Below are 19,996 nucleotides of genomic sequence, written 5' to 3'. Positions count from 1 at the left end.
TGACAGCAAGACTGATGACCAACCGCAGTCAACCCATGGTGAAGTCATGACCACACCCAGTGCAGCACCAAAGGCGGTGACAGCCAACCGCCTGCAACTATCAGAACAAGAGTATCTGGCTGGTGCTCACTCAGCGTGTGCGCCGTGTCGGCCTCTTGTGTGCCTTGGGCTTGGGGGCTGGCAGCGCCTCGGCGGTGGCGGCCAGCAGCGTGCGCAGCCAGTCGCGTTCGTCCCAGCGGTCGGGCGTGACCAGCAGGTGCGGCCTGGCCTTGTCGTAGAACTTGCCCCACACCGGTGGCTGCATCAGCGCCTCGCCCGCCGACGTTGGCTTGACGTAGAGCTGGTCGTCGCAGACAAAGGCTACCGGCTTGTCGTCCACGTAGACGCAGTACTCGCCAAACATCTTGCGCGTGCGCAGGCCGGGCCAATCGCCCAGCTGATCGAGCAAAAAGGCCAGCGTTTCAGCTTGTGTGGACATGGGGCGATTCTTTGGGCGTCAGTTCAAGCTGCGACGGTGAATCTGGGCACCATCAGATGGCTGCGGAGCCAAGCCACACCAGCAGTCGCCGTGGCCGGGGTTCCCCGGCCAGTGGAGGCGTCCCCTTGAGGGGATGGCAGAACATGGCGCAGCCAGTGGAGCACAGGGGTGGGCTTATTTCGGTGCCAGGCGGATCGCCCCATCCAGCCGGATCACCTCGCCATTGAGCATGTCGTTCTCGAAAATGTGCTTGGCCAGCTTGGCGTAGTCCTCCGGCGTGCCCAGGCGGCTGGGGAAGGGCACGCCAGCGGCCAGCGCGTCCTGCACCTCCTTGGGCATGCCGAACAGCATGGGCGTGCCGAAGATACCGGGGGCGATGGTCATGTTGCGGATACCGTTGCGCGCCAGATCGCGGGCAATAGGCAGCGTCATACCGACCACGCCGCCCTTGCTGGCCGAGTAGGCGGCCTGACCGATTTGTCCGTCGTAGGCGGCCACGCTGGCAGTGGAAATCATCACACCGCGTTCACCCGTACTTTCGGGTTCATTTTTGCTCATGGCCTCGGCGGCCAGCCGGATCATGTTGAAGCTGCCCACCAAGTTGACCATGATCGTTTTGCTGAACACATCCAGCTTGTGCGCGCCGCTTTTGCCCACGGTTTTTTCGGCTGGCGCAATGCCTGCGCAGTTAACCAGCCCCATCAGCTTGCCCATCGACACGGCCTTGGCCACCACGGCCTGGCCGTCTGCCTCGCTGCTGACATCGCACTTGATGAAAGCGCCACCAATTTCTTTGGCTACGGCCCCGCCTTTATCGGCTTGCATGTCAGCGATGAGCACCTTGCCACCAGCTGTTGCCAGCATGCGCGCCGTGCCTTCGCCCAGGCCAGATGCGCCGCCGGTGACGATGAAAACCTTGTCTTTGATCTGCATGGTGACTCCTCAAGTCGTGGTGATGAATGAGCGCCCATTATCCAGACAGAAATGCCTCCACGAAGGAAACTGGGCTTGGCTCCCTTGAATTTTGGCGTACCAGACTAAAATACGCGTTCTAGGGGCTGCATTGGTTTCGACGTGGGTTGGAAGCGCCTCAGGGCATGTCGAGGTTCAGTCACCTCGTAAAACCGCTGAAAAAAACTAACTGCAAACGACGAACGTTTCGCACTCGCCGCCTAAACACCGGTGAGCCTCGCAACAGCAGGCCGATGGGCTGGGCAAGGGTGGCGCAAGCCGTCCAGGCTGCGAGGGAATTCACATCGGCTGGCTTGCGTCCGGGCACCTTGGGCGCAGGCAAGATCAAAGGGTGCTGGCTGACCCCATAGCGTGCGACTGCGCGATGGAGTTGGCGAGATTCAAAACAGACCGCTAAACATGTAGAACTGGGCGTGGAAGGTTTGCGGACGGGGGTTCAAGTCCCCCCAGCTCCACCAATACCCAAAATCCCAACCTTCATCGGTTGGGATTTTTTTTGCCCGTTCCCCCAGTGTTGGCGCGGTTTCCGGGCCTGGCCTCGCGAGCGCCACCCCTGCGAAGGCGGCGTTTTCGCCCCCGCCGACGCCTCTCTGTTCTCCGTTTTCTCTGGTCGCCACGCGAGCGTTCTCGAGGCCATTTCCTTTGCTGGCACGGGTTTAGAGGCGGTGGGTTGTGGTTGGCAACTCCTGTAGCGGTGGCGACCGAGTGCCAAGCGGCCACAAAAAAACCGCCCGCAGGCGGTTGCTGGCGCTGGGTACGACGCGCTCACCCGGGTGGCGCGAGCACGCGCATCTGGTCGCCCCAGGCGTTGGGCCAGGGACGGCGCATCACTTTCTCCAGCACGGCATCGGGCGAGCTCACCAGCCGTTCCACGACCTTCGGGGCCAGGAGCGTCAGCCGCATGACCCGGCGCACCTGTGTCACGTCCATGCCTTCGGCCTCGGCGATCTCGGCTACTGATGCCGCCCGCTGCTCATCCAGCAGGCGTTGCCAGTGGTGTGCCAGTCCGAGCGCCCGCATCAACGCGGTGTCCTGTGCGGCCGACCGGGCTTCCCGCTCCCGGGTGGCCTCGGACAGAAATTCCTGCGGCGCGTCCAAGGGCGTGATGACTTGCTTCTTCAGCCCCCTCTTCACCAGCGTCCAGGGCACGAAGGTTTCCAGTTGCACGCCGCCTGCCGGGTTCGGCAGTTGATAGGTGACCGGATCACCCTTGAACCGGCCCCGGTGCTTCTTGCTCATGCGTCCTCCTCAAAGCGCTTCACGATCTGGCGTTGCGCCTCCCAATCCACCGGCAGCGGGTTGCGCTGGAACCAGATCAGGTTCATCCGGCGAGGCTGCCGCCCGGCCATCAGCAGTTCGAGGATGTCAGGCGCGAGCAGGGTCAGGCGCATCAGCTCGTTGGGCACCGAGGGGTGCAGTCCTTCGGCCCGGGCAATGTCTGATCCACTCTTCATCACACCGGTGTCCACGAGGTGCTGCCAGTAGAAACCGCGTGCCACCCCCTCCAGCAGCGTCACATCGTGAACGTGGCGCTCGTCGGCGGCCACCCGCCGCGCGCCCCGGCGGCGAAACGTCAGGGGCACGAAGGTTTCCAGTGTGTCGTCCATCAGGCTTCGACCTCCACCAGTTCCGCGCCGATGCCCCTTGGGGCGAACTCACCGATCAGGGCGTCCCAGCCCAGTTCCCGCCACTTCACCTTGATGCCCTGCACCTCGCCGACGTGGACGAGGTCGATGCGCTCGATCATCAGGTTGGCGATGCGGTGACGCTCGACCGGGAACAACTGATCCCACACGTCGTTGAGCCGTCCCATCGCCATCACCGTGGTGGCCTCGTCGATCTGGGCCCCATTGCGCTGGATGTGGCGCACCACCGATGCGATGGATTCCGGGCTGGTCAGCACCGTGCGGATCTGGGCCACCACCGCTGCCTCGATCTCCGGCGCAGGCAGGCGCTCGTAGCTCTTGCCTGGTGCCCCGAACCGGCTTTCCGACTTGGACACGTAGTAGTGGTACTTGCGCCCGTTCTTGCGCGAGTAGGTCGGGTACATCCGTTCGCCCGAGGGGGCGTACAGCAGGCCACGCAGCAAAGCGTCGGTGCGCGACCGGATCTTGGTTTCCACCGACCGGGCGTGCCCATCCCTGGCCAGCACCGCGTGAACCTTGTCCCAAAGCTCCTGGTCGATGATCGGCGGGTGAGCGCCGGGGTACCAGTTTCCTTTGTGCGACAACTCCCCCAGGTAGATGCGGTTGCGCAGCAGCTTGTGCAGGTACTTCTTGTCGATGCGCGCGCCGCTGCGGGTCTGGCCCTCCTGCGTCGTCCAGGCCTTGGTAGTGATGCCGTCGGCAGTCAGATTGACGGCGATCTGGGTCGGCGAGCCGATGGTCAGCATCTCCTCGAAGATGCGACGCACCACCGCCGCCTCGGCCTCGTTGATGACCAACAGGCGGTTGTCGACGTCGTAACCCAGGGGCGGGACGCCGCCCATCCACATCCCCTTGCGCTTGGCGGCGGCGATCTTGTCGCGGATGCGCTCGCCGGTGACCTCACGCTCAAACTGGGCGAAGGACAGCAGGACGTTGAGCATCAGCCGACCCATCGAGGTGGTGGTGTTGAACTGCTGGGTGACCGACACAAAGGACACCCCGTGGCGTTCGAACACTTCAACCATCTTGGAGAAGTCGGCCAAGCTGCGCGTCAGGCGGTCGATCTTGTAGACCACCACGATGTCGATCTGGCCGCGCTCGATATCCGCCATCAGGCGTTTCAGCCCCGGCCGATCCGTGTTGCCGCCAGAGAAGCCGGGGTCGTCGTAGTCGTCGGCCACCGGAATCCACCCTTCGGATCGCTGGCTGGCCACAAAAGCGTGGCCAGCCTCCTTCTGCGCGTCGATGGAGTTGAACTCCTGGTCAAGCCGTTCATCCGAGGACACCCGGCAGTAGACGGCGCAGCGCTTGCGGGCCTTGGTGCTGGCAATCTCGCTCATCGCGCACCTCCCTTGCTCAGGCCAAAGAACAGCGGCCCCGACCAGTGCGCGCCCGTGATGTGGCGAGCCACCGCCGTCAGGCTCTTGAAGTTGCGCCCCTGGTACTCAAACAGCCCCTCGGCGGTGACTGTCACCCGGTGTTCGCGCTCGCCCCATTCGCGCAGCAGGATCGTGCCCGGCGCGAAATCGAACTCGCGCGGCTTGGCCCGCAGCTTGATCTTGGAGTGTTTTGCGCCGATGGCTTCCAGGCGCTGCTTGGTCTCGGGCGCAAGGCCACCGAAGGCTTCCTCCTGCAGCTTGTAGGCGAGACGGGACTCGACGTGCGTGCGGTTGGGGTAGTCCGGGCGGCGCGGAAAATACCGATCCCACACCGTCCAGAGCTCGGACATCGGCAGGCAGGCCAGCTCCGCGATCCGTGCCGCGACGGATGCTTGTTTCTCGTTCATCACAACTTCTCCTCTTGATAGGGGGTTGTATGAACGCGCTGGTCGGGCAGGAAGCCAAGGCCAACTTCTCTCTGTTTTGGCTCATCCGCAGCAAGGGTGCGGACGATGGCAGCCGCAAGGATGGCGGCGATTTCGCCAGCACGGGCGCTGGCGCTCATCTCCGGGGGAGATGCGAGTTCGAGGTTCTTCATGACGGCTCCGAGGAATTGCAACCGTCAGGGATAGTGAGCCTGATCTTCCGAAGCGGATGGCAACGCAGGGCAATCGTGCCCGCCAGTCATGAATCCATTGCGCGTTAACGACACAGTTGACAGAGTGTCTCTTCGCCTCTACCATCCGTCGTTAACTAATCACGCAATCAGGTCACAACCATGCCCTTTGGAGCATTCATCCGCAAGAAGCGCGAAGAGAAAGGCATTCAGATGAATGACTTTGCGCGCCAGCTGGAGATATCACCCGCCTACTGGTCGCGCATCGAGCGCGACATGGAAAAACCGCCCAAGGACGAGCTGATCCGTAAGGCGGCCGAGATCCTTGGAATCAGCGCCGACGACGCTTTCGTCGAGGCCAGTCGCCTGCCGCCCGACATCCGCGATGATGTTGGCAACCTGGTTCGGATGTACCGCCGGAACGTGACGGAGAAGAAGTGAATGGCGGTACTGACTCTCGACTACCGGTGCTGCGACCGGAAGCGCCCCCTGTACATCAAGCACATTGAGGTAGAACGCATCGCCGCGACCGCGCGCCAGCAACTGGTCGCGGACAGCATCGATGCCGTTTCTTTCGACGCGCTGCGGCAGATCTCCGGCCTGAAGATCAACGGCATCGACTTCGCGCTGGAGGTCAGCACCGACTACGCCGTGCATGACGCGCAAGGCAACCACGTATTCGGCGTCTGTGAATTCGACCCCGCTATGCCCGACGCCGCGATGGTGTCCATCTCGCCCGTGGGTGAAAGTCTCAGCGAACTACTGGCCCTCAGCACCTTGGCCCACGAGCTCGGCCACGCCGTGTTCGACGCTCCCGGCTGGGTTGTCCAGGGCAGTAAGGGCCCCGGGTTGTTCGATGACATCGAACCGACGATGCAACGCGCCTACCGCACCACGACGCCGGACAGCGAACATCTGTCCAAGTCACTATCTGCGAAGCCAACGACGGAAGAACACTTCGCCGAACTGCGCGCCAACGAGTTCATGGGGTCGTTGCTGGTGCCGCGCCAACGCATCATCGCCGCCGTCGAAGAGCTTGCGCCCCAGCACGACATCACCATCCATCGCCATCCTTCAACCGATCCCGACCACCCCGGCACGGCCCTGCGCATCAAGGCGAACGGCGACCTGGGAGTCTTGGAGATGGATCGCTTCGAGAAAGCCTTGGCGACGCGCTTCGGTGTCAATCCACGGTTCATCCAAGTACGTCTGAACCGATATGGCCTGACCACTCAGGAGGCCACGATGCGCTGACCAGGATCTACCGCCTGTGGAGCCGACCTCGCGTCGGCGTTTTTTGAATCATTCGATTAACCGTTCGCGCAATCGCGCACTTTGTCAAAGGAACTTGCCTATGCCAGCTGACCAAGCCTCAACAACAAAGAAAAGCACCAAGTTGGCGACAAGCCAGCCTCCAGCAAAACGTGCGCGTGAGCATCGATCCGATGAGGGTGCAAACATCCTGCCGAACGCAGAGAACTTCGTCAGCCTCGTTCGCAAGGTCGCGCGCCCCGGGCTGCTGGTGGATCTGCTCGAACGCGCCAGCGCGACGGCACTGCCGGAGTTGAAGGCATTGGCAGAAGCGGCCAAGGGCAAGTTGCCAGTCGAGTCGCGTCAGGCACTCTTTCATGCTGTCGGCAAATTGCCGGCGGCCGCCCAGTACAGCATCGAGTGTGCCGCCGAGCGAGTGATGCTCCTTGACGATGACTACGGGGCACAGGCCGTCTTGTCCCTGCTCAACGAGGATCGTGCGGACGATGCCGCCGTGCTGGCTGCGCCCAGCGACCGCTACAGCCGCGCCCTGTATCTGCACCTCTTGCAGGACTTTCGAGCGCAAGGCGTCCGCCGCGACGAACGCTTCGATCAGGCTGAGCATCTGCAAGTGATGCATCGCCAGTGGAAAAGCGACCACTACTCCAGCCACTACCTGGGCCCCAAGGGCGTCGTGCCGAAGACTGGGGTCGACGTTCAAGAGGTGTTGCGCACACGCATTGCCGAGCTGTTCCCGAAGGTGCCGAAGGATCAAATCCTGATCGAGCAATTCACGCGCCGCGATCTGTCATGCGAACAGGGTGATGACGATGATTGCGAAGCCGGTCAGTCGGCGCTGTTGCATACGCTGACGGCGACCTTCAATGGCAAGACGGCCACGTTCCAGCAAGTGGCGAACGGGCATGTCGTCGACCACGAGGAACCCGCTGCGATGTCGGCCCGCTTCTCGTGGGAGCCGGAGACTGGCTCGCTCAGCGTGTTCTGCGAAGAACGGGAGGCGCGCCGCGAGCTGGCCACCGTCTTCCGTGATGTCGCGCTGGCGCACGAAGGCCAGATCGAGGACATGCCCATGCGGCAGTTCGACCTGCTCGGCTTTGCGACCTCCAAGATGCTCGACCGCCTCAAACGTGACCGGGTCGCAGGCATCGACGATATCTCGATCCTGCAGATCACGGTGGCCAAGCCGTTTGAGCAGACCTCAGAGTACGGCGGACGTGATGTGGTGCGGCAACTCTCTAGCAAGATGCAAATCACCCGCGACCGGCGCGACGGCCGCAACATCTATCAGGTTGCTTATGAGGATTACTGCGCCGAAGACCTGAGCCAGTACGCGCTCGTGCAGGTGAAGTTGGTCATGAGGATGTCCAAGACGCCGCACCGCAAGGCGCACAACGTCGCGGTCCAGATCACCGCACCGAACGGGCTGAACGACAAGAGCAAGACGGACGACGACCGCAAGCGCGTGCAGGAACAGCTCATCAAGATCGGCGTGCTGAGCCAGTTCTGAGGAGGACGCCGATGACGTCGCCGCATTTGAGCTTCTTCCTCGCGCTAGACAACCTTCCACGGCTCGATGCATCAGTGCTGGCTGACAGGCTCGGGCGCGACTACCAGCAGTTTCTTCAGAGGCGCTGGGTCGTGCCCGCAGGCCATCTCACCCATGTGATGGTACCGTTTCTCGATTCCGAACAGGAAGTCGAAATCGATGTAGACGAGGACGCCGGTCGCTACAGCTACTGCAGTCCGCTGAACGGCAGAACCATCGTCCAACCGCTGGCGGGGATTGCCCTCTATTCCATCCAGATGGACACCTGGCTCGCAGATCTGGCGGCGCTGATCGGCATTGAGGAGCGGCGACGCTCTAACCAGATCTGCCGGACACCGAATCACCTGTGGCACCTCGGTGAGCAGCGAATCGCTGGCACGCACGATTTCGCACCGGTGTTCGTTGCCCGAGCATGGTCACGCGCGCCGCAGGACAAGATCACCGCAGTCCTTGCCGACGCCGTATGGCCGCGTGGTGGCGTTGTTCTGTGCCCAAGGCGAACGAATGCCTCGCTGCCACGTGACCACACGCTGCGCGGCTTCGATGAGTTCGTCCGCGTGACCGATGGCGCAGATGCGTTCGACACCGATGCCTTTGATCGTGTCCTGCGCGGCTACGCAACTAACGTGGGTGAGCCGGAACCGGTGCAGTTCTTCAATGGCAAGCGGCTCAAGCTCCCGCACATGGCGTCGTCCATCGAACTCACCGAAGCGCGCGCCAAGATCATCAAGCTGATGTGGGGGACCGAAGGAAGTGCCCCGCCCGTGATGTCGTGGAAAGAGGTGAATGGTTCCGTCGCCGTCAATACCGGCTTCCAATCCTTCGACGATGCCTTCGGCGACAAAGTAGCGCGTGAGGAGGTGATTGAGCTGGTTTCGCGCGGGAAATACCGGTTGAGGCGCAACACATAAACGCACCCATAAATCGAACCAGACACGGCCCATAAACCCGTGCGGAGACTGCGATGTGCCCATTTCATACAGGAGGCACATCGAAATGCAAACCCACTTCACCAACGCAACATCTGGCCTGATCCCGGCCAAAACCGGTGCGCCACAGCGCATCGCCCTTGACGAAAACGAGCTGGCCATCCGCTGGGGGCTTTCCGTCAAGACCCTGCGCCGCTGGCGGCAGGAACAACTCGGCCCGGTCTTCTGCAAGCTCGGTGCCCGCGTCACCTACCTGATCTCCGAGGTCGAAGCCTTCGAGCGTCGCGTTTCGCGGCACTCGACCTTCACTCGTGCATACCAGTGAGGAGAGCGGCCATGAGCGATCTGACTATTTTTCCCGCCGACCTCGCTGCCATGAACACCGCCCAGTTGGTGGCGCTGCCGATTACCGATTTCGTCGCTGCCGAGCGCAATGTCGACGAGGCCACTGCTTACCTCAAGCAGCTGCGTGCCAAGCTGGATGCCGCCAAGATCCAGCGCTACGGCGAGCAGGCCCGTAGCGCGCTGCGGGATTCCGGCCGCGACTTCGGAACCGCCCACGTCGGCGACGGTGCGCTGCACGTGAAGTACGAGCTCCCCAAAAAGGTGACCTGGAGCCAGACCATCCTCAAGGAGATGGCCGAGCGTATTGCCGCCTCGGGCGACAAGGTCGAGGACTACATCGACATCAAGTTGTCGGTGTCCGAGTCCCGCTACACCAACTGGCCCACGGCGCTGCAGGAGCAATTTGCGGCTGCGCGCACAGTCGAGGAAGGCAAGCCGAGCATCACCCTGACGCTCGATGGGGGTGCCGCATGAAGAAGCTCCCCATCGTGTCCGCCATCGAGCGCATGGCTGAACGCAAGGGCGTGAAGCTGCTGATGCTGGGCAAGTCCGGCATCGGCAAAACCACGCGGCTCAAAGACCTCGACCCGGCCACCACGCTGTTCCTCGACATCGAGGCCGGTGACTTGGCGGTGGCCGACTGGCCGGGCGACACCATCCGTCCGGCTTCGTGGCCGGAGAGCCGCGACTTCTTCGTGTTTCTCGCGGGCCCGGACAAGTCGCTGCCGCCTGAGAGCGCCTTCTCGCAGGCGCACTACGACCACGTCATCGAGAAGTTTGGCGACCCGGCGCAACTCGACCGCTACCAGACCTTCTTTCTCGATTCGATCACCCAGCTGTCCCGCCAGTGCTTCGCGTGGTGCAAGACGCAGCCGGGTGCCGTCAGCGACCGCTCCGGCAAACCCGACCTGCGCGCGGCCTATGGTCTGCTCGGCCAGGAAATGATCAGCGCACTGACTCATTTGCAGCACGCACGCGGCAAGAACGTGGTGTTCGTGGCGATCCTCGACGAGCGGCTCGATGACTACAACCGCAAGGTGTTCGTCCCGCAGATCGAAGGCAGCAAAACCAGCCTGGAGCTGCCCGGCATCGTCGACGAGGTCGTGACGCTGGCCGAGATCAAGGCCGAGGACGGCAGCACCTACCGCGCCTTCGTCACCCACACCGTCAATCCCTACGGCTTTCCGGCCAAAGACCGCAGCGGTCGCCTCGACCTGCTGGAGCCGCCGCATCTCGGCGCGCTGATCGCCAAGTGCGCAGGCGCTTCCGCCGTGCCTGCCAGCGCCGCCACCCCCGCACACATCGAATCTCAGGAGTAATCGCAATGACCGCATGGAATGACTTCAACGACGCCGACGCCCAGCAATCCGGCTTTGATCTGATCCCCAAGGGCACCGTTGTCCCGGTGCGCATGACCCTCAAGCCCGGTGGCTATGACGACCCGTCGCAGGGCTGGGGCGGCGGCTACGCCACCGAATCTTTCGAGACCGGCTCGATCTACCTTGCCGCCGAATTCGTGGTCACCGCTGGTGACCACGCCAAACGCAAGATGTGGTCGAACATTGGCCTGCACTCCAAGAAGGGGCCGACCTGGGGCCAGATGGGGCGCAGCTTCATTCGCGCGGCGCTCAACAGTGCCCGCAACGTTCATCCGCAGGACAACAGCCCACAGGCTTCTTCTGCGCGCCGCATCCAGGGCTTCCACGAACTGGATGGCCTGGAGTTCCTCGCCCGCGTCGACATCGAGAAGGACGGCAAGGGCCAGGACCGCAACGTGGTCAAAGTGGCGGTCGAACCCGATCACCCCGACTACGCCAAGTTGATGGGGGTGCCGACCAAGGCTTCGGGCGGCGGATCTTCCGGGGCTCTGGCGCAGGCAGCACCCGCGCACCAAGCACCGGCTCCGCAACGCGCACCCGTGACGGGCAAACCGTCGTGGGCGCAGTGAGGGAGGTTGCCATGAACGCATCCATGCTCACTGCCAGCCACTACGGCGTCGTGCATTTTGGCGATCTCGACTGCGAGGCGGTCGTGCTCACCACCGGCGAGCGCGGCTACGTCCGCAAGGAACTGGCCAAGCTCCTCGGTTTTCACGAATCGCACAAGGGTGGCCGTTTCGCCCGTTTTCTGGCTGACATTGCACCTAACTCATTGTCTCTATTGGAGAAATCATCCGGGCCGATTTTGCTGCCATCGGGACGCCAGACCCAGTTCTTCCCAGCAGGCATCATCGCGGACGTGGCCACCTCCGTGGTGGACGCAGCCATTGCAGGCACGCTGCACCGCGCACGCCAGGGCATCGTCGGTAACTGCCTGACGATCATGCGCGCTCTTGCCACCACCGGCGAGGTCGCGCTGATCGACGAGGCCACTGGCTACCAGCACCACCGCGCACCGGATGCGCTGCAGGAACTGATCTCCAAGTTGCTGCGCCAGTCCTGCGCATCGTGGGAGCGCCGCTTCCACCCGGACTACTACCGCGCCATCTATCGGTTGTTCGGCTGGAAGTACCAGGGCCACGACCAGAACCCTCCGCACGTCGTCGGCCAGATCACGCTGCGCTGGGTCTACGGGCCGGTGCTGCCAGAAGACTTGCTGGGCGAGATCCGCAATCGCAAGGGCATCTCGCAGAAGCACCACCAGTGGCTGTCCGATCAGGGACTCGCACATTTGGAATCGCAGATTCACGCGGTCACGGCGATTGCGCGCAGCTCGATGAGCTATCCCGACTTCAAGCTCCGCTGCGAGGCCGCCTTTGCTGGCGCTGCCCTGCAGTTGGGCCTGCTGCTCGATGAACTCGAGGAGGGGGCGTGAAATGCTGGGTCTGCAAACGACAGGCCCGGGGCTACGGCCACACCGACAACCGCCACGGTGTGGGCGATCCCCGGCGCTATCCCATCGACTGGGTGTTCTGCTCGCGTCGCTGCCAGGACGCATTTCACGCGCTATACGGCAACTGGCAGCGGGCCAAGGAAGGTCGCATCGACAAGACGGAGGTCGCCATGATTGATCCGTCTGATGTCGAACTGGCCGCAATGCGTCATTGCCTCAAGGCCTTCGGCGAGGCAGCGGGCGAGATCGGCTTCACCAAGCCGCTGGGCGACTACTCCGAAGCCGAAGCTCTGCTGGTAATCGACGCCATCGTCACTTGCTGGTCGGACGCAATGGTCGCGCACCACGAGTCCAGCAAGTTTCCGCCCGTGCGGGGCTTGCCGCCCACGCCCGATCCGCTGGCACCCGATGCCGCCAATCCGTTCGCGGATCTGGAGGACGACCTGCCCTGGGAAGAACCGAAGGGGAAGAAGCCATGATGGACTTCAATTCCTCATCGAGCATCGCGGGCCAGGTCACCGCCTTGGTCGACGCCGGGTTGCAGCAGGCCCGCGCCCGTCAGTCTGAGCGCCAGTACCTCGGGGCCTCGCGCCTCGGAGTGGCCTGCGAGCGCGCGCTGCAGTTCGAGTACGCCAAGGCTCCCATCGACCACGGGCGGGACACCCCGGGCCGGATGCTGCGCATCTTCGAGCGTGGCCATGTCATGGAGGACTGCATGGTCGCGTGGCTGCGGGACGCAGGTTTTGACTTGCGCACCCGAAAGGCCGATGGCGAGCAGTTCGGCTTCTCGGTGGCCGATGGTCGCTTGCAGGGACACGTCGACGGCGTCGTCGTTGGAGGCCCCGAGGGCTTCGCCTATCCCGCGCTCTGGGAGTGCAAGTGCCTGGGCAACAAGTCCTGGAGCGATCTGGAGAAAAAGGGCTTGGCCATCTCCAAGCCCATCTACGCCGCGCAAGTGGCGATTTACCAAGCCTATCTCGAACTGCACGAGCACCCGGCGATCTTCACGGCGCTCAACGCCGACACGATGGAGATCTACACCGAGCTCGTGCCCTTTGACGCGGCGCTGGCCCAACGCATGTCGGATCGGGCAGTGAAGGTCATCACGGCGACCGAGGCTGGCGAGCTTCTGCCACGCGCCTTCCACGACCCGACCCACTTCGAATGCCGGATGTGCGCGTGGCAAGACCGCTGCTGGAGGACAACATGAGCAACGACACGCAATTCATCGGTGGCGTCGAACCGATGATCGACGCCAAGCAGGCCGCTGCCGCACTGCGACTGCCGTACTACTGGTTTGCTGATCCGCAGATGCGCAGCAAGTACAAGATTCCCCACTACCTGATGGGCGGTCTGGTGCGCTATCGACCATCAGAACTGTCGGCGTGGGCCGCGCGCAGCAACGCCGCGCAGGGGCGCAACGGGGACGCCGATGGTGAGGAGGCCGAATGACTCTCGACTTCAACGACATCGCACCACTGCCTGACCCCACCCGCCGCACCCTCGGCGATGCCGAACGCGAAGAACTGCGTGCCGAACTGCTCGCGCGTCTTGAATCCGTTCTGATCACCTTGTTCCCGGCGGGCAAGAAGCGCCGTGGCAAGTTCCTGATCGGCGACGTGCTGGGTAGTCCCGGCGACAGCCTCGAGGTGGTGCTCGATGGCGAGAAGGCTGGACTGTGGACAGATCGCGCCACCGGCGACGGTGGCGACATCTATGCACTGATTGCCGCGCACCTCGGTATCGACGTGCCGGGCGACTTTCCGCGCGTGCTCGACGCCGCTGCCGATCTGATCGGGCGCTCGCGTTCCACACCAGTACGCAAGGCCAACAAGAAGGACGTGCCGGTCGACGAACTCGGCCCCGCCACCGCGAAGTGGGACTATCTCGACGCCCAAGGCCATCTCATCGCCGTCGTCTATCGCTACGACCCGCCTGGACAGAAGAAGCAGTTCCGGCCCTGGGATGCGAAGCGGCGCAAGATGGCACCGCCCGACCCGCGTCCGCTCTACAACCAGCCAGGGATGACCAGTACCGCGCAGGTGGTGCTGGTCGAAGGCGAGAAGTGCGCGCAGGCCCTGATCGACGCGGGCATCGTGGCCACCACGGCGATGCACGGCGCGAACGCTCCGGTCGAAAAGACCGACTGGTCGCCGCTGTCCGGAAAGGCCGTGCTGATCTGGCCCGACCGCGACAAGCCGGGCTGGGAGTACGCCACGCAGGCGGCACAGGCCATCTTGTCGGCGGGGGCCAAATCCTGCCACGTCCTCTATCCGCCCGAAGAGGCTGCAGAGGGCTGGGACGTGGCCGATGCCATCGCCGAGGGCTTTGATGTCGCCACCTTCCTCACCCACGGGCCGCGCCTGCAAATGCACGACGTAGCCGATGACGTTGATCCAGTCGTCAGCAGCGACGAATCCGTCTGGGGTACGGAGGACGCGCTGGCGCTGTCCTTCACGCGCCGCTACCACCGCGACTGGCGCTACGTGGCTGGCTGGGGCAAGTGGCTGGTGTGGGACGGGCAACGCTGGCGTACCGAGGACACGCTGGCGGCCACGGACTTGATCCGCAGCGTCTGTCGCCAGTCGGCTGTGCGCGCCGACAACCCCAAGGTCGCCGCCAAATTGGCCAGCGCAGGAACGGTCGGCGGTGTGGAGCGCCTGGCGCGTGCTGATCGCAGGCACGCGGCCACCACCGACGAATGGGATGCAGATCCGTGGCTGCTCAACACGCCGGGCGGTGTGGTCGATCTCAAGACTGGCCGGATGCGCCCGCACGAGCGCGCCGACCGGATGACCAAGATCACCACAGCCACGCCCAGTGGCGACTGCCCGACCTGGAGGCAGTTCATCGACGAGGTCACGGGTGGCGACAAGGAGCTGCAGTCCTACCTGCAACGGATGGTCGGTTACGCGCTGACCGGGTCGACGCAAGAGCACGCGCTGTTTTTCCTGTACGGCACAGGCGCGAACGGCAAGTCGGTGTTCGTCAACACGCTGGCCACCATCCTGGGTGATTACGCGACCAACGCGCCGATGGACACCTTCATGGAAACGCGCACCGACCGGCACCCGACCGATATGGCGGGACTGCGCGGCGCGCGCTTCGTGGCGGCCATCGAAACCGAGCAGGGCAAACGTTGGGCCGAGTCCAAGCTCAAGAACCTCACCGGTGGCGACAAGATCTCTGCGCGCTTCATGCGCCAGGACTTCTTCGAGTTCTTCCCGCAGTTCAAGTTGTTCGTGGCGGGCAACCACAAGCCCGCCATTCGCAATATCGACGAGGCGATGAAACGCAGGCTGCACCTGATCCCTTTCACGATCACCGTGCCGCCCGAGCGCCGCGACAAGAACCTGCAACAGAAGCTCTTGGCCGAACGTGACGGCATCCTCGGGTGGGCCGTGCAGGGCTGTCTCGACTGGCAGCGCCACGGACGACTCTCTCCACCGCAGCGCGTGGTGGACGCCACCGAGGAGTATTTCGAAGCCGAGGACGCCCTGGGTCGCTGGCTTGATGAGCGCTGCGTGCGCGAGCCCAACGCCAAGTCATTGACCGCCGAGTTGTTCAACGACTGGAAGCAGTGGGCTGAAGCCTCTGGCGAGTTTGTCGGCGCACAACGCCGCTTTTCCGATCTGCTCATCACGCGTGGGTTGGACAAATGGCGCAACGGGATGGGCGTGCGCGGGTTTCAGGGCATTGGCCTCAAGCACCCGCCGACCCCTGCCTACACCCCCTACGCGGACAACTGACCCCCATGAAAACCACGTGGTCTGACGCAGCTGACGCAGGTTGTCGTAACCCCTACGCGGGCGCGTGTGCGCGCGCCTCATGGAGAGTTTCGTCACGAAGTGTCAGCTGCGTCAGATCTTCACCGGATAAGGACTGACACCATGATCACAACCATCCTCGCCCTTGATCTGGGCACCACCACCGGCTGGGCGCTGCGCGGCAGCGACGGCCACATCACCAGCGGCTCCGAGAGCTTCCGGCCGCAGCGCTTTGAAGGCGGTGGAATGCGCTTCCTGCGCTTCAAGCGCTGGCTCACTGAAATCAAGCAATCCAGCGACGGCATCGACTGTTTGCACTTCGAAGAGGTGCGTCGCCACGTCTCGACCGACGCTGCGCACGCCTACGGCGGGTTCCTTGCCACGCTCACGGCGTGGTGTGAGCACCACCAGATCCCGTACCAAGGCGTGCCTGTCGGCACGATCAAGAAGCACGCCACGGGCAAAGGCAACGCTGGGAAGGAAGATGTCATCGCTTCCGTCACCGCGCGCGGGCACGCGCCGGTCGACGACAACGAAGCCGATGCCCTGGCGCTGCTGCACTGGGCCATCCAGCATCACGACGATGGCCAGGAGGTGTGAGATGAAAGTTCCCACACCCCAGTACCGCTGCCCCCTCGGGCGACTGCAACCCCAGGCCACCGATCTGGACGCCATCAAGGAACGTGGTTGGCGCGACCAGCACATCCTGGTGGTCAACGCGTCCGATGAACGTCTGGACTTTATCGAGCGAGAGATCGTGCGCCGCATTGGCGAACGCTTGTACGGAGGGGCTCGTCATGGCTGAATGGACGATTGAGGATGTAGCGGCCCGCTTCGAGGAGGCCGCCAGCACCGGACGACGCCTGCCCCCCGTGCGTGTGCAGGGCTACTTCAACACATGGCCTGTCATCGTGCGCAAGGAGTGGGAGACGTTCGCAGCCGACGAGCACGTCTATCGACCGTTCCCACCCGCCCCGGACGCCATCGACCGAATGCTGGAGACGATGCGCTGGGTGCAGTGGCTGGAGATCGAGCAGCGCCATCTGGTGTGGATGCGCGCCAAGCGCTATGGCTGGCGAGACATCACAATCCGCTTTGCCTGCGACCGCACGACGGCGTGGCGTCGCTGGCAGCGGGCGCTGGAAATCGTGGCTGAGAAGCTCAACAGCGAAGGCATCCGTGCGCCCTCCCAAATCGTAGGCCAAGCAGGGTAATGCTTGCCGAGTTTGTCCTTCGTTTCCTGCGTTTGTCCCTTTTGACGCTCGTCGAGGCTGCAACAAATCACCCCGGTCGGGGGTAGTATTTCAGCTATCTTCTGGACAGCGGTGACGGTTCGGCGAGCGGCCCGAGGCAAAAGGGGTCCTTCCTTCCCGAATCGCCATGCGGGGGGCGCGAGCGCGACGCTTTTTTAGCGTTAGGTCGCGGACAAGGTTACCAGTCGGCCAGGTTACCGGCTCCGGTTACCACCCCCAGGCGCAGTTACCACCCCACCAGAATCTTCATTCAACCAACCCGCCCGGCGGCAACGCTCGGCGGGTTTTGCTTTTGGGATTCCCACTTTGAACACGCTCAACGTCGAGTACCGCAAGGTCGAGGCGCTGATTCCCTACGCCCGCAATCCGCGCACGCACGCCGAAAGCCAGATCGCCAAGATCGCGGCCAGCATCGTCGAGTACGGCTGGACGAACCCGATCCTGGTCGATGGCGACAACGGCATCATCGCCGGGCACGGGCGTTTGGCCGCTGCGCGCAAGCTCGGCCTGGATCAGGTGCCGGTGATCGAACTGGCTCATCTGACCGTCTCGCAGAAGCGGGCACTCGTGATCGCCGACAACCGGCTAGCGCTGGATGCGGGCTGGGACGAAGAAATGCTGGCCTTGGAACTGGCCGAGCTGACCGACGCGGGATACGACCTCGCACTGACCGGCTTCGAGGATGCCGAGATCGAGGCACTGCTCACCGGTGCGGTGGCTGTCGCGGATGATGAATCTGAGTCCGAAGCCGACGAGCCTGACGCTGCCGATGACGTGCCAGACGCACCCGTCGTGGCGGTTTCCCGCCCCGGCGCTGTCTGGGCGATTGGCCCGCACCGCCTGATCTGTGGCGACGCCACCGACCGGAACGTGGTCGCTGCTCTGATGCAGGGTGACCTCTCGCGCCTGTGTTTCACCTCGCCGCCCTACGGCAACCAGCGCGACTACACCTCGGGTGGCATCTCCGATTGGGATGGACTGATGCGTGGCGTGTTCGCGCATCTGCCGATGGCAGGCGACGGTCAGGTGCTGGTCAACCTGGGCCTCATCCACCGCGACAACGAGGTCATCCCGTATTGGGACGCTTGGCTGGGCTGGATGCGCCAGCAGGGCTGGCGGCGCTTTGCGTGGTACGTCTGGGATCAGGGGCCAGGGATGCCCGGCGACTGGGCTGGCCGTTTCGCGCCGAGCTTTGAGTTCGTCTTCCACTTCAACCGCGAAAGCCGCAAGCCCCACAAGATCGTTCCGTGCAAGCACGCCGGGCAGGAGTCGCACCTGCGCGCCGACGGGTCGTCCACCGCGATGCGCGGCAAGGATGGCGAGGTGGGCGGCTGGACGCACAAGGGCCAGCCGACGCAGGACACCCGCATCCCCGACTCGGTCATCCGAGTGATGCGCCACAAGGGCAAGATCGGCCAGGACATCGATCACCCAGCCGTGTTCCCGGTGGCGCTGCCGGAGTTCGTGATCGAGGCCTACACCGACGCGGGCGACATCGTGTTCGAACCCTTCGGCGGCAGCGGCACGACGATGCTGGCGGCCGAGCGCACCGGTCGGATCTGCCGCAGCGTGGAGATCGCCCCGCGGTACGTGGACGTGGCCATCAAGCGGTTCCAGCAGAACCACCCCGGCGTGCCGATCACCTTGATCGCCACCGGTCAGTCCTTCGAGCAGGTTGTCGCTGAGCGCACCACCGCCCTCGATGCCGAGGTGGTGGCATGAACTGGCTGGCCGACAAGATCGAGCAGTGGCCGACCGCCAAGCTGCTGCCCTACGCCCGCAACGCGCGTACCCATTCCGAGGAGCAGGTGGCGCAGATCGCCGCCAGCATCGCGGAGTTCGGATTTACCAATCCGATCCTGGCGGGCAGCGACGGCATCATCGTCGCTGGCCACGGTCGTCTCGCCGCCGCCCAGAAGCTGGGTCTGGAACGGGTACCGGTGGTCGTGCTCGATCACCTGACGCCGACCCAGCGCCGGGCCCTGGTCATTGCCGACAACCGCATCGCAGAAAACGCAGGCTGGGACGATGCGATGCTGCGGATCGAACTGGAAGCCTTACAACTCGAAGGCTTCGATCTGGACATCACTGGCTTCGACGCCGACGCGCTGGCCGAACTGATCGCGGGCGACGAGCCGGACAACGAGGGTCAGACGGATGAGGATGCGGTGCCCGAGGTCAGCGAGACACCCATCTCGCGTCCGGGCGACGTCTGGATCATGGGCCAGCACCGGCTGCTGTGCGGCGACTCGACCTTGGCCGAGAGCTACGACCAGCTGATGCAGGGCGACCTGGCGGACATGGTCTTCACCGACCCGCCGTACAACGTGAACTACGCCAACAGCGCCAAGGACAAGATGCGCGGCAAGGATCGCGCGATCCTGAACGACAACCTGGGGGATGGCTTCTACGACTTCCTGCTGCAAGCGCTGACGCTCACGGTGGCGCATTGCCGGGGCGGTATTTACGTGGCGATGTCCTCCAGCGAACTGGATGTGCTGCAGGCAGCCTTCCGGGCCGCCGGTGGCAAATGGTCGACCTTCATCATCTGGGCCAAGAACACCTTCACCCTGGGGCGCGCCGACTACCAGCGCCAGTACGAGCCGATCCTCTACGGATGGCCCGAAGGGGCGACGCGTCACTGGTGTGGTGACCGCGACCAGGGCGACGTCTGGAACATCAAGAAGCCGCAGAAGAACGACTTGCACCCGACGATGAAACCGGTCGAGCTGGTCGAGCGCGCGATCCGCAATTCGAGCCGCCCTGGCAACGTGGTGCTCGATCCCTTCGGTGGCTCTGGCACGACGCTGATCGCGGCGGAAAAGTCAGGGCGCGTTGCGCGGCTGATCGAACTCGATCCGAAGTACGTGGATGTGATCGTGCGTCGGTGGGAAGAGTTCACCGGGAAGCAGGCCACCCGCGAGGCGGATGGCGCGTTGCTTGATCAGGCGACCACCGATT

The 19,996-nt window shown here is 63.7% G+C and carries 25 protein-coding genes and 1 other RNA gene; 19 read left to right on the top strand and 7 right to left on the bottom strand.

Features of this window, described 5'->3' with window-relative positions:
• Positions 1-130: 130 nt before the first annotated feature.
• On the bottom strand, positions 131-478 hold the full coding sequence (locus tag ACK5NW_RS13510) for a TfoX/Sxy family protein (RefSeq protein WP_416928913.1): 348 nt from the start codon (positions 476-478) through the stop codon (positions 131-133).
• 174 nt (positions 479-652) lie between these two features.
• Entirely contained in the window at positions 653-1,411 is a 759-nt protein-coding gene (locus tag ACK5NW_RS13505) for a 3-hydroxyacyl-CoA dehydrogenase (RefSeq protein ID WP_416928911.1), read from the bottom strand.
• A 121-nt stretch (positions 1,412-1,532) separates the two neighbouring features.
• Between ACK5NW_RS13505 and ssrA the strand changes: the two genes are divergently transcribed.
• Positions 1,533-1,908, top strand: a transfer-messenger RNA (tmRNA) gene (gene ssrA, locus ACK5NW_RS13500).
• A 307-nt stretch (positions 1,909-2,215) separates the two neighbouring features.
• Here the strand turns inward: ssrA and ACK5NW_RS13495 are convergent.
• The 5 genes from ACK5NW_RS13495 to ACK5NW_RS13475 are packed head-to-tail and all read right to left on the bottom strand — an operon-like array spanning position 2,216 to position 5,073.
• Positions 2,216-2,689 (bottom strand): hypothetical protein, encoded by a 474-nt coding sequence (locus ACK5NW_RS13495; RefSeq protein WP_416928909.1) that lies wholly within the window; start codon positions 2,687-2,689, stop codon positions 2,216-2,218.
• The gene (locus tag ACK5NW_RS13490) at positions 2,686-3,057 is read right to left on the bottom strand and encodes a site-specific recombinase resolvase (RefSeq protein ID WP_095558464.1); all 372 of its coding nucleotides are present in this window, start codon (positions 3,055-3,057) and stop codon (positions 2,686-2,688) included. The genes ACK5NW_RS13495 and ACK5NW_RS13490 overlap by 4 nt, the downstream gene beginning before the upstream one ends.
• Complete coding sequence (locus tag ACK5NW_RS13485; protein ID WP_416928907.1) at positions 3,057-4,436, bottom strand: recombinase family protein; 1,380 nt, start codon at positions 4,434-4,436, stop codon at positions 3,057-3,059. The genes ACK5NW_RS13490 and ACK5NW_RS13485 overlap by 1 nt, the downstream gene beginning before the upstream one ends.
• Positions 4,433-4,882: a DUF2924 domain-containing protein gene (locus ACK5NW_RS13480; protein WP_009238673.1), complete on the bottom strand. Its 450-nt coding sequence runs from the start codon at positions 4,880-4,882 to the stop codon at positions 4,433-4,435. The genes ACK5NW_RS13485 and ACK5NW_RS13480 overlap by 4 nt, the downstream gene beginning before the upstream one ends.
• Positions 4,882-5,073: a hypothetical protein gene (locus tag ACK5NW_RS13475; RefSeq protein ID WP_037043893.1), complete on the bottom strand. Its 192-nt coding sequence runs from the start codon at positions 5,071-5,073 to the stop codon at positions 4,882-4,884. Before ACK5NW_RS13475 ends, ACK5NW_RS13480 begins: the two co-directional genes overlap by 1 nt.
• A gap of 180 nt (positions 5,074-5,253) precedes the next feature.
• On the opposite strand from ACK5NW_RS13475, the gene ACK5NW_RS13470 reads away from it, so the two are divergent.
• From ACK5NW_RS13470 to ACK5NW_RS13385, 18 genes are all read left to right on the top strand, one after another.
• Positions 5,254-5,532, top strand: a complete 279-nt coding sequence (locus tag ACK5NW_RS13470) for a helix-turn-helix domain-containing protein (RefSeq protein ID WP_039731095.1) — start codon at positions 5,254-5,256, stop codon at positions 5,530-5,532.
• A complete protein-coding gene (locus ACK5NW_RS13465; protein WP_416928904.1) occupies positions 5,533-6,345 on the top strand; it encodes a hypothetical protein in 813 nt (270 codons plus the stop codon). It abuts the gene before it with no gap.
• A gap of 100 nt (positions 6,346-6,445) precedes the next feature.
• Entirely contained in the window at positions 6,446-7,870 is a 1,425-nt protein-coding gene (locus ACK5NW_RS13460; RefSeq protein WP_416928902.1) for a hypothetical protein, read from the top strand.
• Between the two features lie 11 nt (positions 7,871-7,881).
• The gene (locus tag ACK5NW_RS13455) at positions 7,882-8,820 is read left to right on the top strand and encodes a hypothetical protein (protein WP_416928900.1); all 939 of its coding nucleotides are present in this window, start codon (positions 7,882-7,884) and stop codon (positions 8,818-8,820) included.
• Between the two features lie 85 nt (positions 8,821-8,905).
• Positions 8,906-9,163, top strand: a complete 258-nt coding sequence (locus ACK5NW_RS13450) for a helix-turn-helix transcriptional regulator (RefSeq protein ID WP_054286341.1) — start codon at positions 8,906-8,908, stop codon at positions 9,161-9,163.
• Between the two features lie 11 nt (positions 9,164-9,174).
• Positions 9,175-9,657 (top strand): hypothetical protein, encoded by a 483-nt coding sequence (locus tag ACK5NW_RS13445; protein WP_416928898.1) that lies wholly within the window; start codon positions 9,175-9,177, stop codon positions 9,655-9,657.
• Positions 9,654-10,502 carry an ATP-binding protein gene (locus tag ACK5NW_RS13440; protein ID WP_128313027.1) on the top strand — a complete coding sequence of 283 codons (849 nt, stop codon included), beginning with the start codon at positions 9,654-9,656 and terminating at the stop codon, positions 10,500-10,502. Before ACK5NW_RS13445 ends, ACK5NW_RS13440 begins: the two co-directional genes overlap by 4 nt.
• 5 nt (positions 10,503-10,507) lie before the next feature.
• Entirely contained in the window at positions 10,508-11,131 is a 624-nt protein-coding gene (locus tag ACK5NW_RS13435; RefSeq protein WP_416928896.1) for a hypothetical protein, read from the top strand.
• 11 nt (positions 11,132-11,142) lie between these two features.
• Complete coding sequence (locus tag ACK5NW_RS13430; protein WP_416928894.1) at positions 11,143-11,997, top strand: P63C domain-containing protein; 855 nt, start codon at positions 11,143-11,145, stop codon at positions 11,995-11,997.
• Positions 11,994-12,494 (top strand): DUF6511 domain-containing protein, encoded by a 501-nt coding sequence (locus ACK5NW_RS13425; protein WP_416928892.1) that lies wholly within the window; start codon positions 11,994-11,996, stop codon positions 12,492-12,494. The genes ACK5NW_RS13430 and ACK5NW_RS13425 overlap by 4 nt, the downstream gene beginning before the upstream one ends.
• A complete protein-coding gene (locus tag ACK5NW_RS13420; protein WP_217045982.1) occupies positions 12,491-13,225 on the top strand; it encodes a hypothetical protein in 735 nt (244 codons plus the stop codon). Before ACK5NW_RS13425 ends, ACK5NW_RS13420 begins: the two co-directional genes overlap by 4 nt.
• Positions 13,222-13,467 carry a hypothetical protein gene (locus ACK5NW_RS13415; RefSeq protein ID WP_128313032.1) on the top strand — a complete coding sequence of 82 codons (246 nt, stop codon included), beginning with the start codon at positions 13,222-13,224 and terminating at the stop codon, positions 13,465-13,467. The genes ACK5NW_RS13420 and ACK5NW_RS13415 overlap by 4 nt, the downstream gene beginning before the upstream one ends.
• Positions 13,464-15,764, top strand: a complete 2,301-nt coding sequence (locus tag ACK5NW_RS13410) for a phage/plasmid primase, P4 family (RefSeq protein ID WP_416928889.1) — start codon at positions 13,464-13,466, stop codon at positions 15,762-15,764. The genes ACK5NW_RS13415 and ACK5NW_RS13410 overlap by 4 nt, the downstream gene beginning before the upstream one ends.
• A gap of 141 nt (positions 15,765-15,905) precedes the next feature.
• Positions 15,906-16,382 carry a crossover junction endodeoxyribonuclease RuvC gene (locus tag ACK5NW_RS13405; protein WP_416928887.1) on the top strand — a complete coding sequence of 159 codons (477 nt, stop codon included), beginning with the start codon at positions 15,906-15,908 and terminating at the stop codon, positions 16,380-16,382.
• A gap of 1 nt (position 16,383) precedes the next feature.
• Positions 16,384-16,587, top strand: coding sequence for a hypothetical protein (locus ACK5NW_RS13400; RefSeq protein ID WP_009238689.1), 204 nt, complete (start codon positions 16,384-16,386; stop codon positions 16,585-16,587).
• Complete coding sequence (locus ACK5NW_RS13395; protein ID WP_416928884.1) at positions 16,580-16,996, top strand: DUF6362 family protein; 417 nt, start codon at positions 16,580-16,582, stop codon at positions 16,994-16,996. The genes ACK5NW_RS13400 and ACK5NW_RS13395 overlap by 8 nt, the downstream gene beginning before the upstream one ends.
• A gap of 345 nt (positions 16,997-17,341) precedes the next feature.
• Positions 17,342-18,757: a site-specific DNA-methyltransferase gene (locus ACK5NW_RS13390; RefSeq protein ID WP_416928882.1), complete on the top strand. Its 1,416-nt coding sequence runs from the start codon at positions 17,342-17,344 to the stop codon at positions 18,755-18,757.
• On the top strand, positions 18,754-19,996 hold a 1,243-nt coding region (locus ACK5NW_RS13385; RefSeq protein WP_416928880.1), incomplete at its 3' end, for a site-specific DNA-methyltransferase. The genes ACK5NW_RS13390 and ACK5NW_RS13385, both read left to right, overlap by 4 nt.

Origin of the sequence: Ottowia sp. (assembly GCF_047975795.1) — a bacterium.
GTDB lineage: Bacteria > Pseudomonadota > Gammaproteobacteria > Burkholderiales > Burkholderiaceae_C > Ottowia.
This window is presented reverse-complemented; position numbering and strand designations above follow the sequence as displayed.

Coding starts and splice junctions, on each gene's coding strand:
- ACK5NW_RS13400 (WP_009238689.1), top strand. CDS start 16,384: ATGAAAGTTCCCACACCCCAGTACCGCTGCCCCCTCGGGCGACTGCAA.
- ACK5NW_RS13455 (WP_416928900.1), top strand. CDS start 7,882: ATGACGTCGCCGCATTTGAGCTTCTTCCTCGCGCTAGACAACCTTCCA.
- ACK5NW_RS13440 (WP_128313027.1), top strand. CDS start 9,654: ATGAAGAAGCTCCCCATCGTGTCCGCCATCGAGCGCATGGCTGAACGC.
- ACK5NW_RS13395 (WP_416928884.1), top strand. CDS start 16,580: ATGGCTGAATGGACGATTGAGGATGTAGCGGCCCGCTTCGAGGAGGCC.
- ACK5NW_RS13430 (WP_416928894.1), top strand. CDS start 11,143: ATGAACGCATCCATGCTCACTGCCAGCCACTACGGCGTCGTGCATTTT.
- ACK5NW_RS13485 (WP_416928907.1), bottom strand. CDS start 4,436: ATGAGCGAGATTGCCAGCACCAAGGCCCGCAAGCGCTGCGCCGTCTAC.
- ACK5NW_RS13405 (WP_416928887.1), top strand. CDS start 15,906: ATGATCACAACCATCCTCGCCCTTGATCTGGGCACCACCACCGGCTGG.
- ACK5NW_RS13510 (WP_416928913.1), bottom strand. CDS start 478: ATGTCCACACAAGCTGAAACGCTGGCCTTTTTGCTCGATCAGCTGGGC.
- ACK5NW_RS13435 (WP_416928896.1), top strand. CDS start 10,508: ATGACCGCATGGAATGACTTCAACGACGCCGACGCCCAGCAATCCGGC.
- ACK5NW_RS13495 (WP_416928909.1), bottom strand. CDS start 2,689: ATGAGCAAGAAGCACCGGGGCCGGTTCAAGGGTGATCCGGTCACCTAT.
- ACK5NW_RS13475 (WP_037043893.1), bottom strand. CDS start 5,073: ATGAAGAACCTCGAACTCGCATCTCCCCCGGAGATGAGCGCCAGCGCC.
- ACK5NW_RS13415 (WP_128313032.1), top strand. CDS start 13,222: ATGAGCAACGACACGCAATTCATCGGTGGCGTCGAACCGATGATCGAC.
- ACK5NW_RS13505 (WP_416928911.1), bottom strand. CDS start 1,411: ATGCAGATCAAAGACAAGGTTTTCATCGTCACCGGCGGCGCATCTGGC.
- ACK5NW_RS13460 (WP_416928902.1), top strand. CDS start 6,446: ATGCCAGCTGACCAAGCCTCAACAACAAAGAAAAGCACCAAGTTGGCG.
- ACK5NW_RS13410 (WP_416928889.1), top strand. CDS start 13,464: ATGACTCTCGACTTCAACGACATCGCACCACTGCCTGACCCCACCCGC.
- ACK5NW_RS13490 (WP_095558464.1), bottom strand. CDS start 3,057: ATGGACGACACACTGGAAACCTTCGTGCCCCTGACGTTTCGCCGCCGG.
- ACK5NW_RS13470 (WP_039731095.1), top strand. CDS start 5,254: ATGCCCTTTGGAGCATTCATCCGCAAGAAGCGCGAAGAGAAAGGCATT.
- ACK5NW_RS13450 (WP_054286341.1), top strand. CDS start 8,906: ATGCAAACCCACTTCACCAACGCAACATCTGGCCTGATCCCGGCCAAA.
- ACK5NW_RS13465 (WP_416928904.1), top strand. CDS start 5,533: ATGGCGGTACTGACTCTCGACTACCGGTGCTGCGACCGGAAGCGCCCC.
- ACK5NW_RS13420 (WP_217045982.1), top strand. CDS start 12,491: ATGATGGACTTCAATTCCTCATCGAGCATCGCGGGCCAGGTCACCGCC.
- ACK5NW_RS13480 (WP_009238673.1), bottom strand. CDS start 4,882: ATGAACGAGAAACAAGCATCCGTCGCGGCACGGATCGCGGAGCTGGCC.
- ACK5NW_RS13445 (WP_416928898.1), top strand. CDS start 9,175: ATGAGCGATCTGACTATTTTTCCCGCCGACCTCGCTGCCATGAACACC.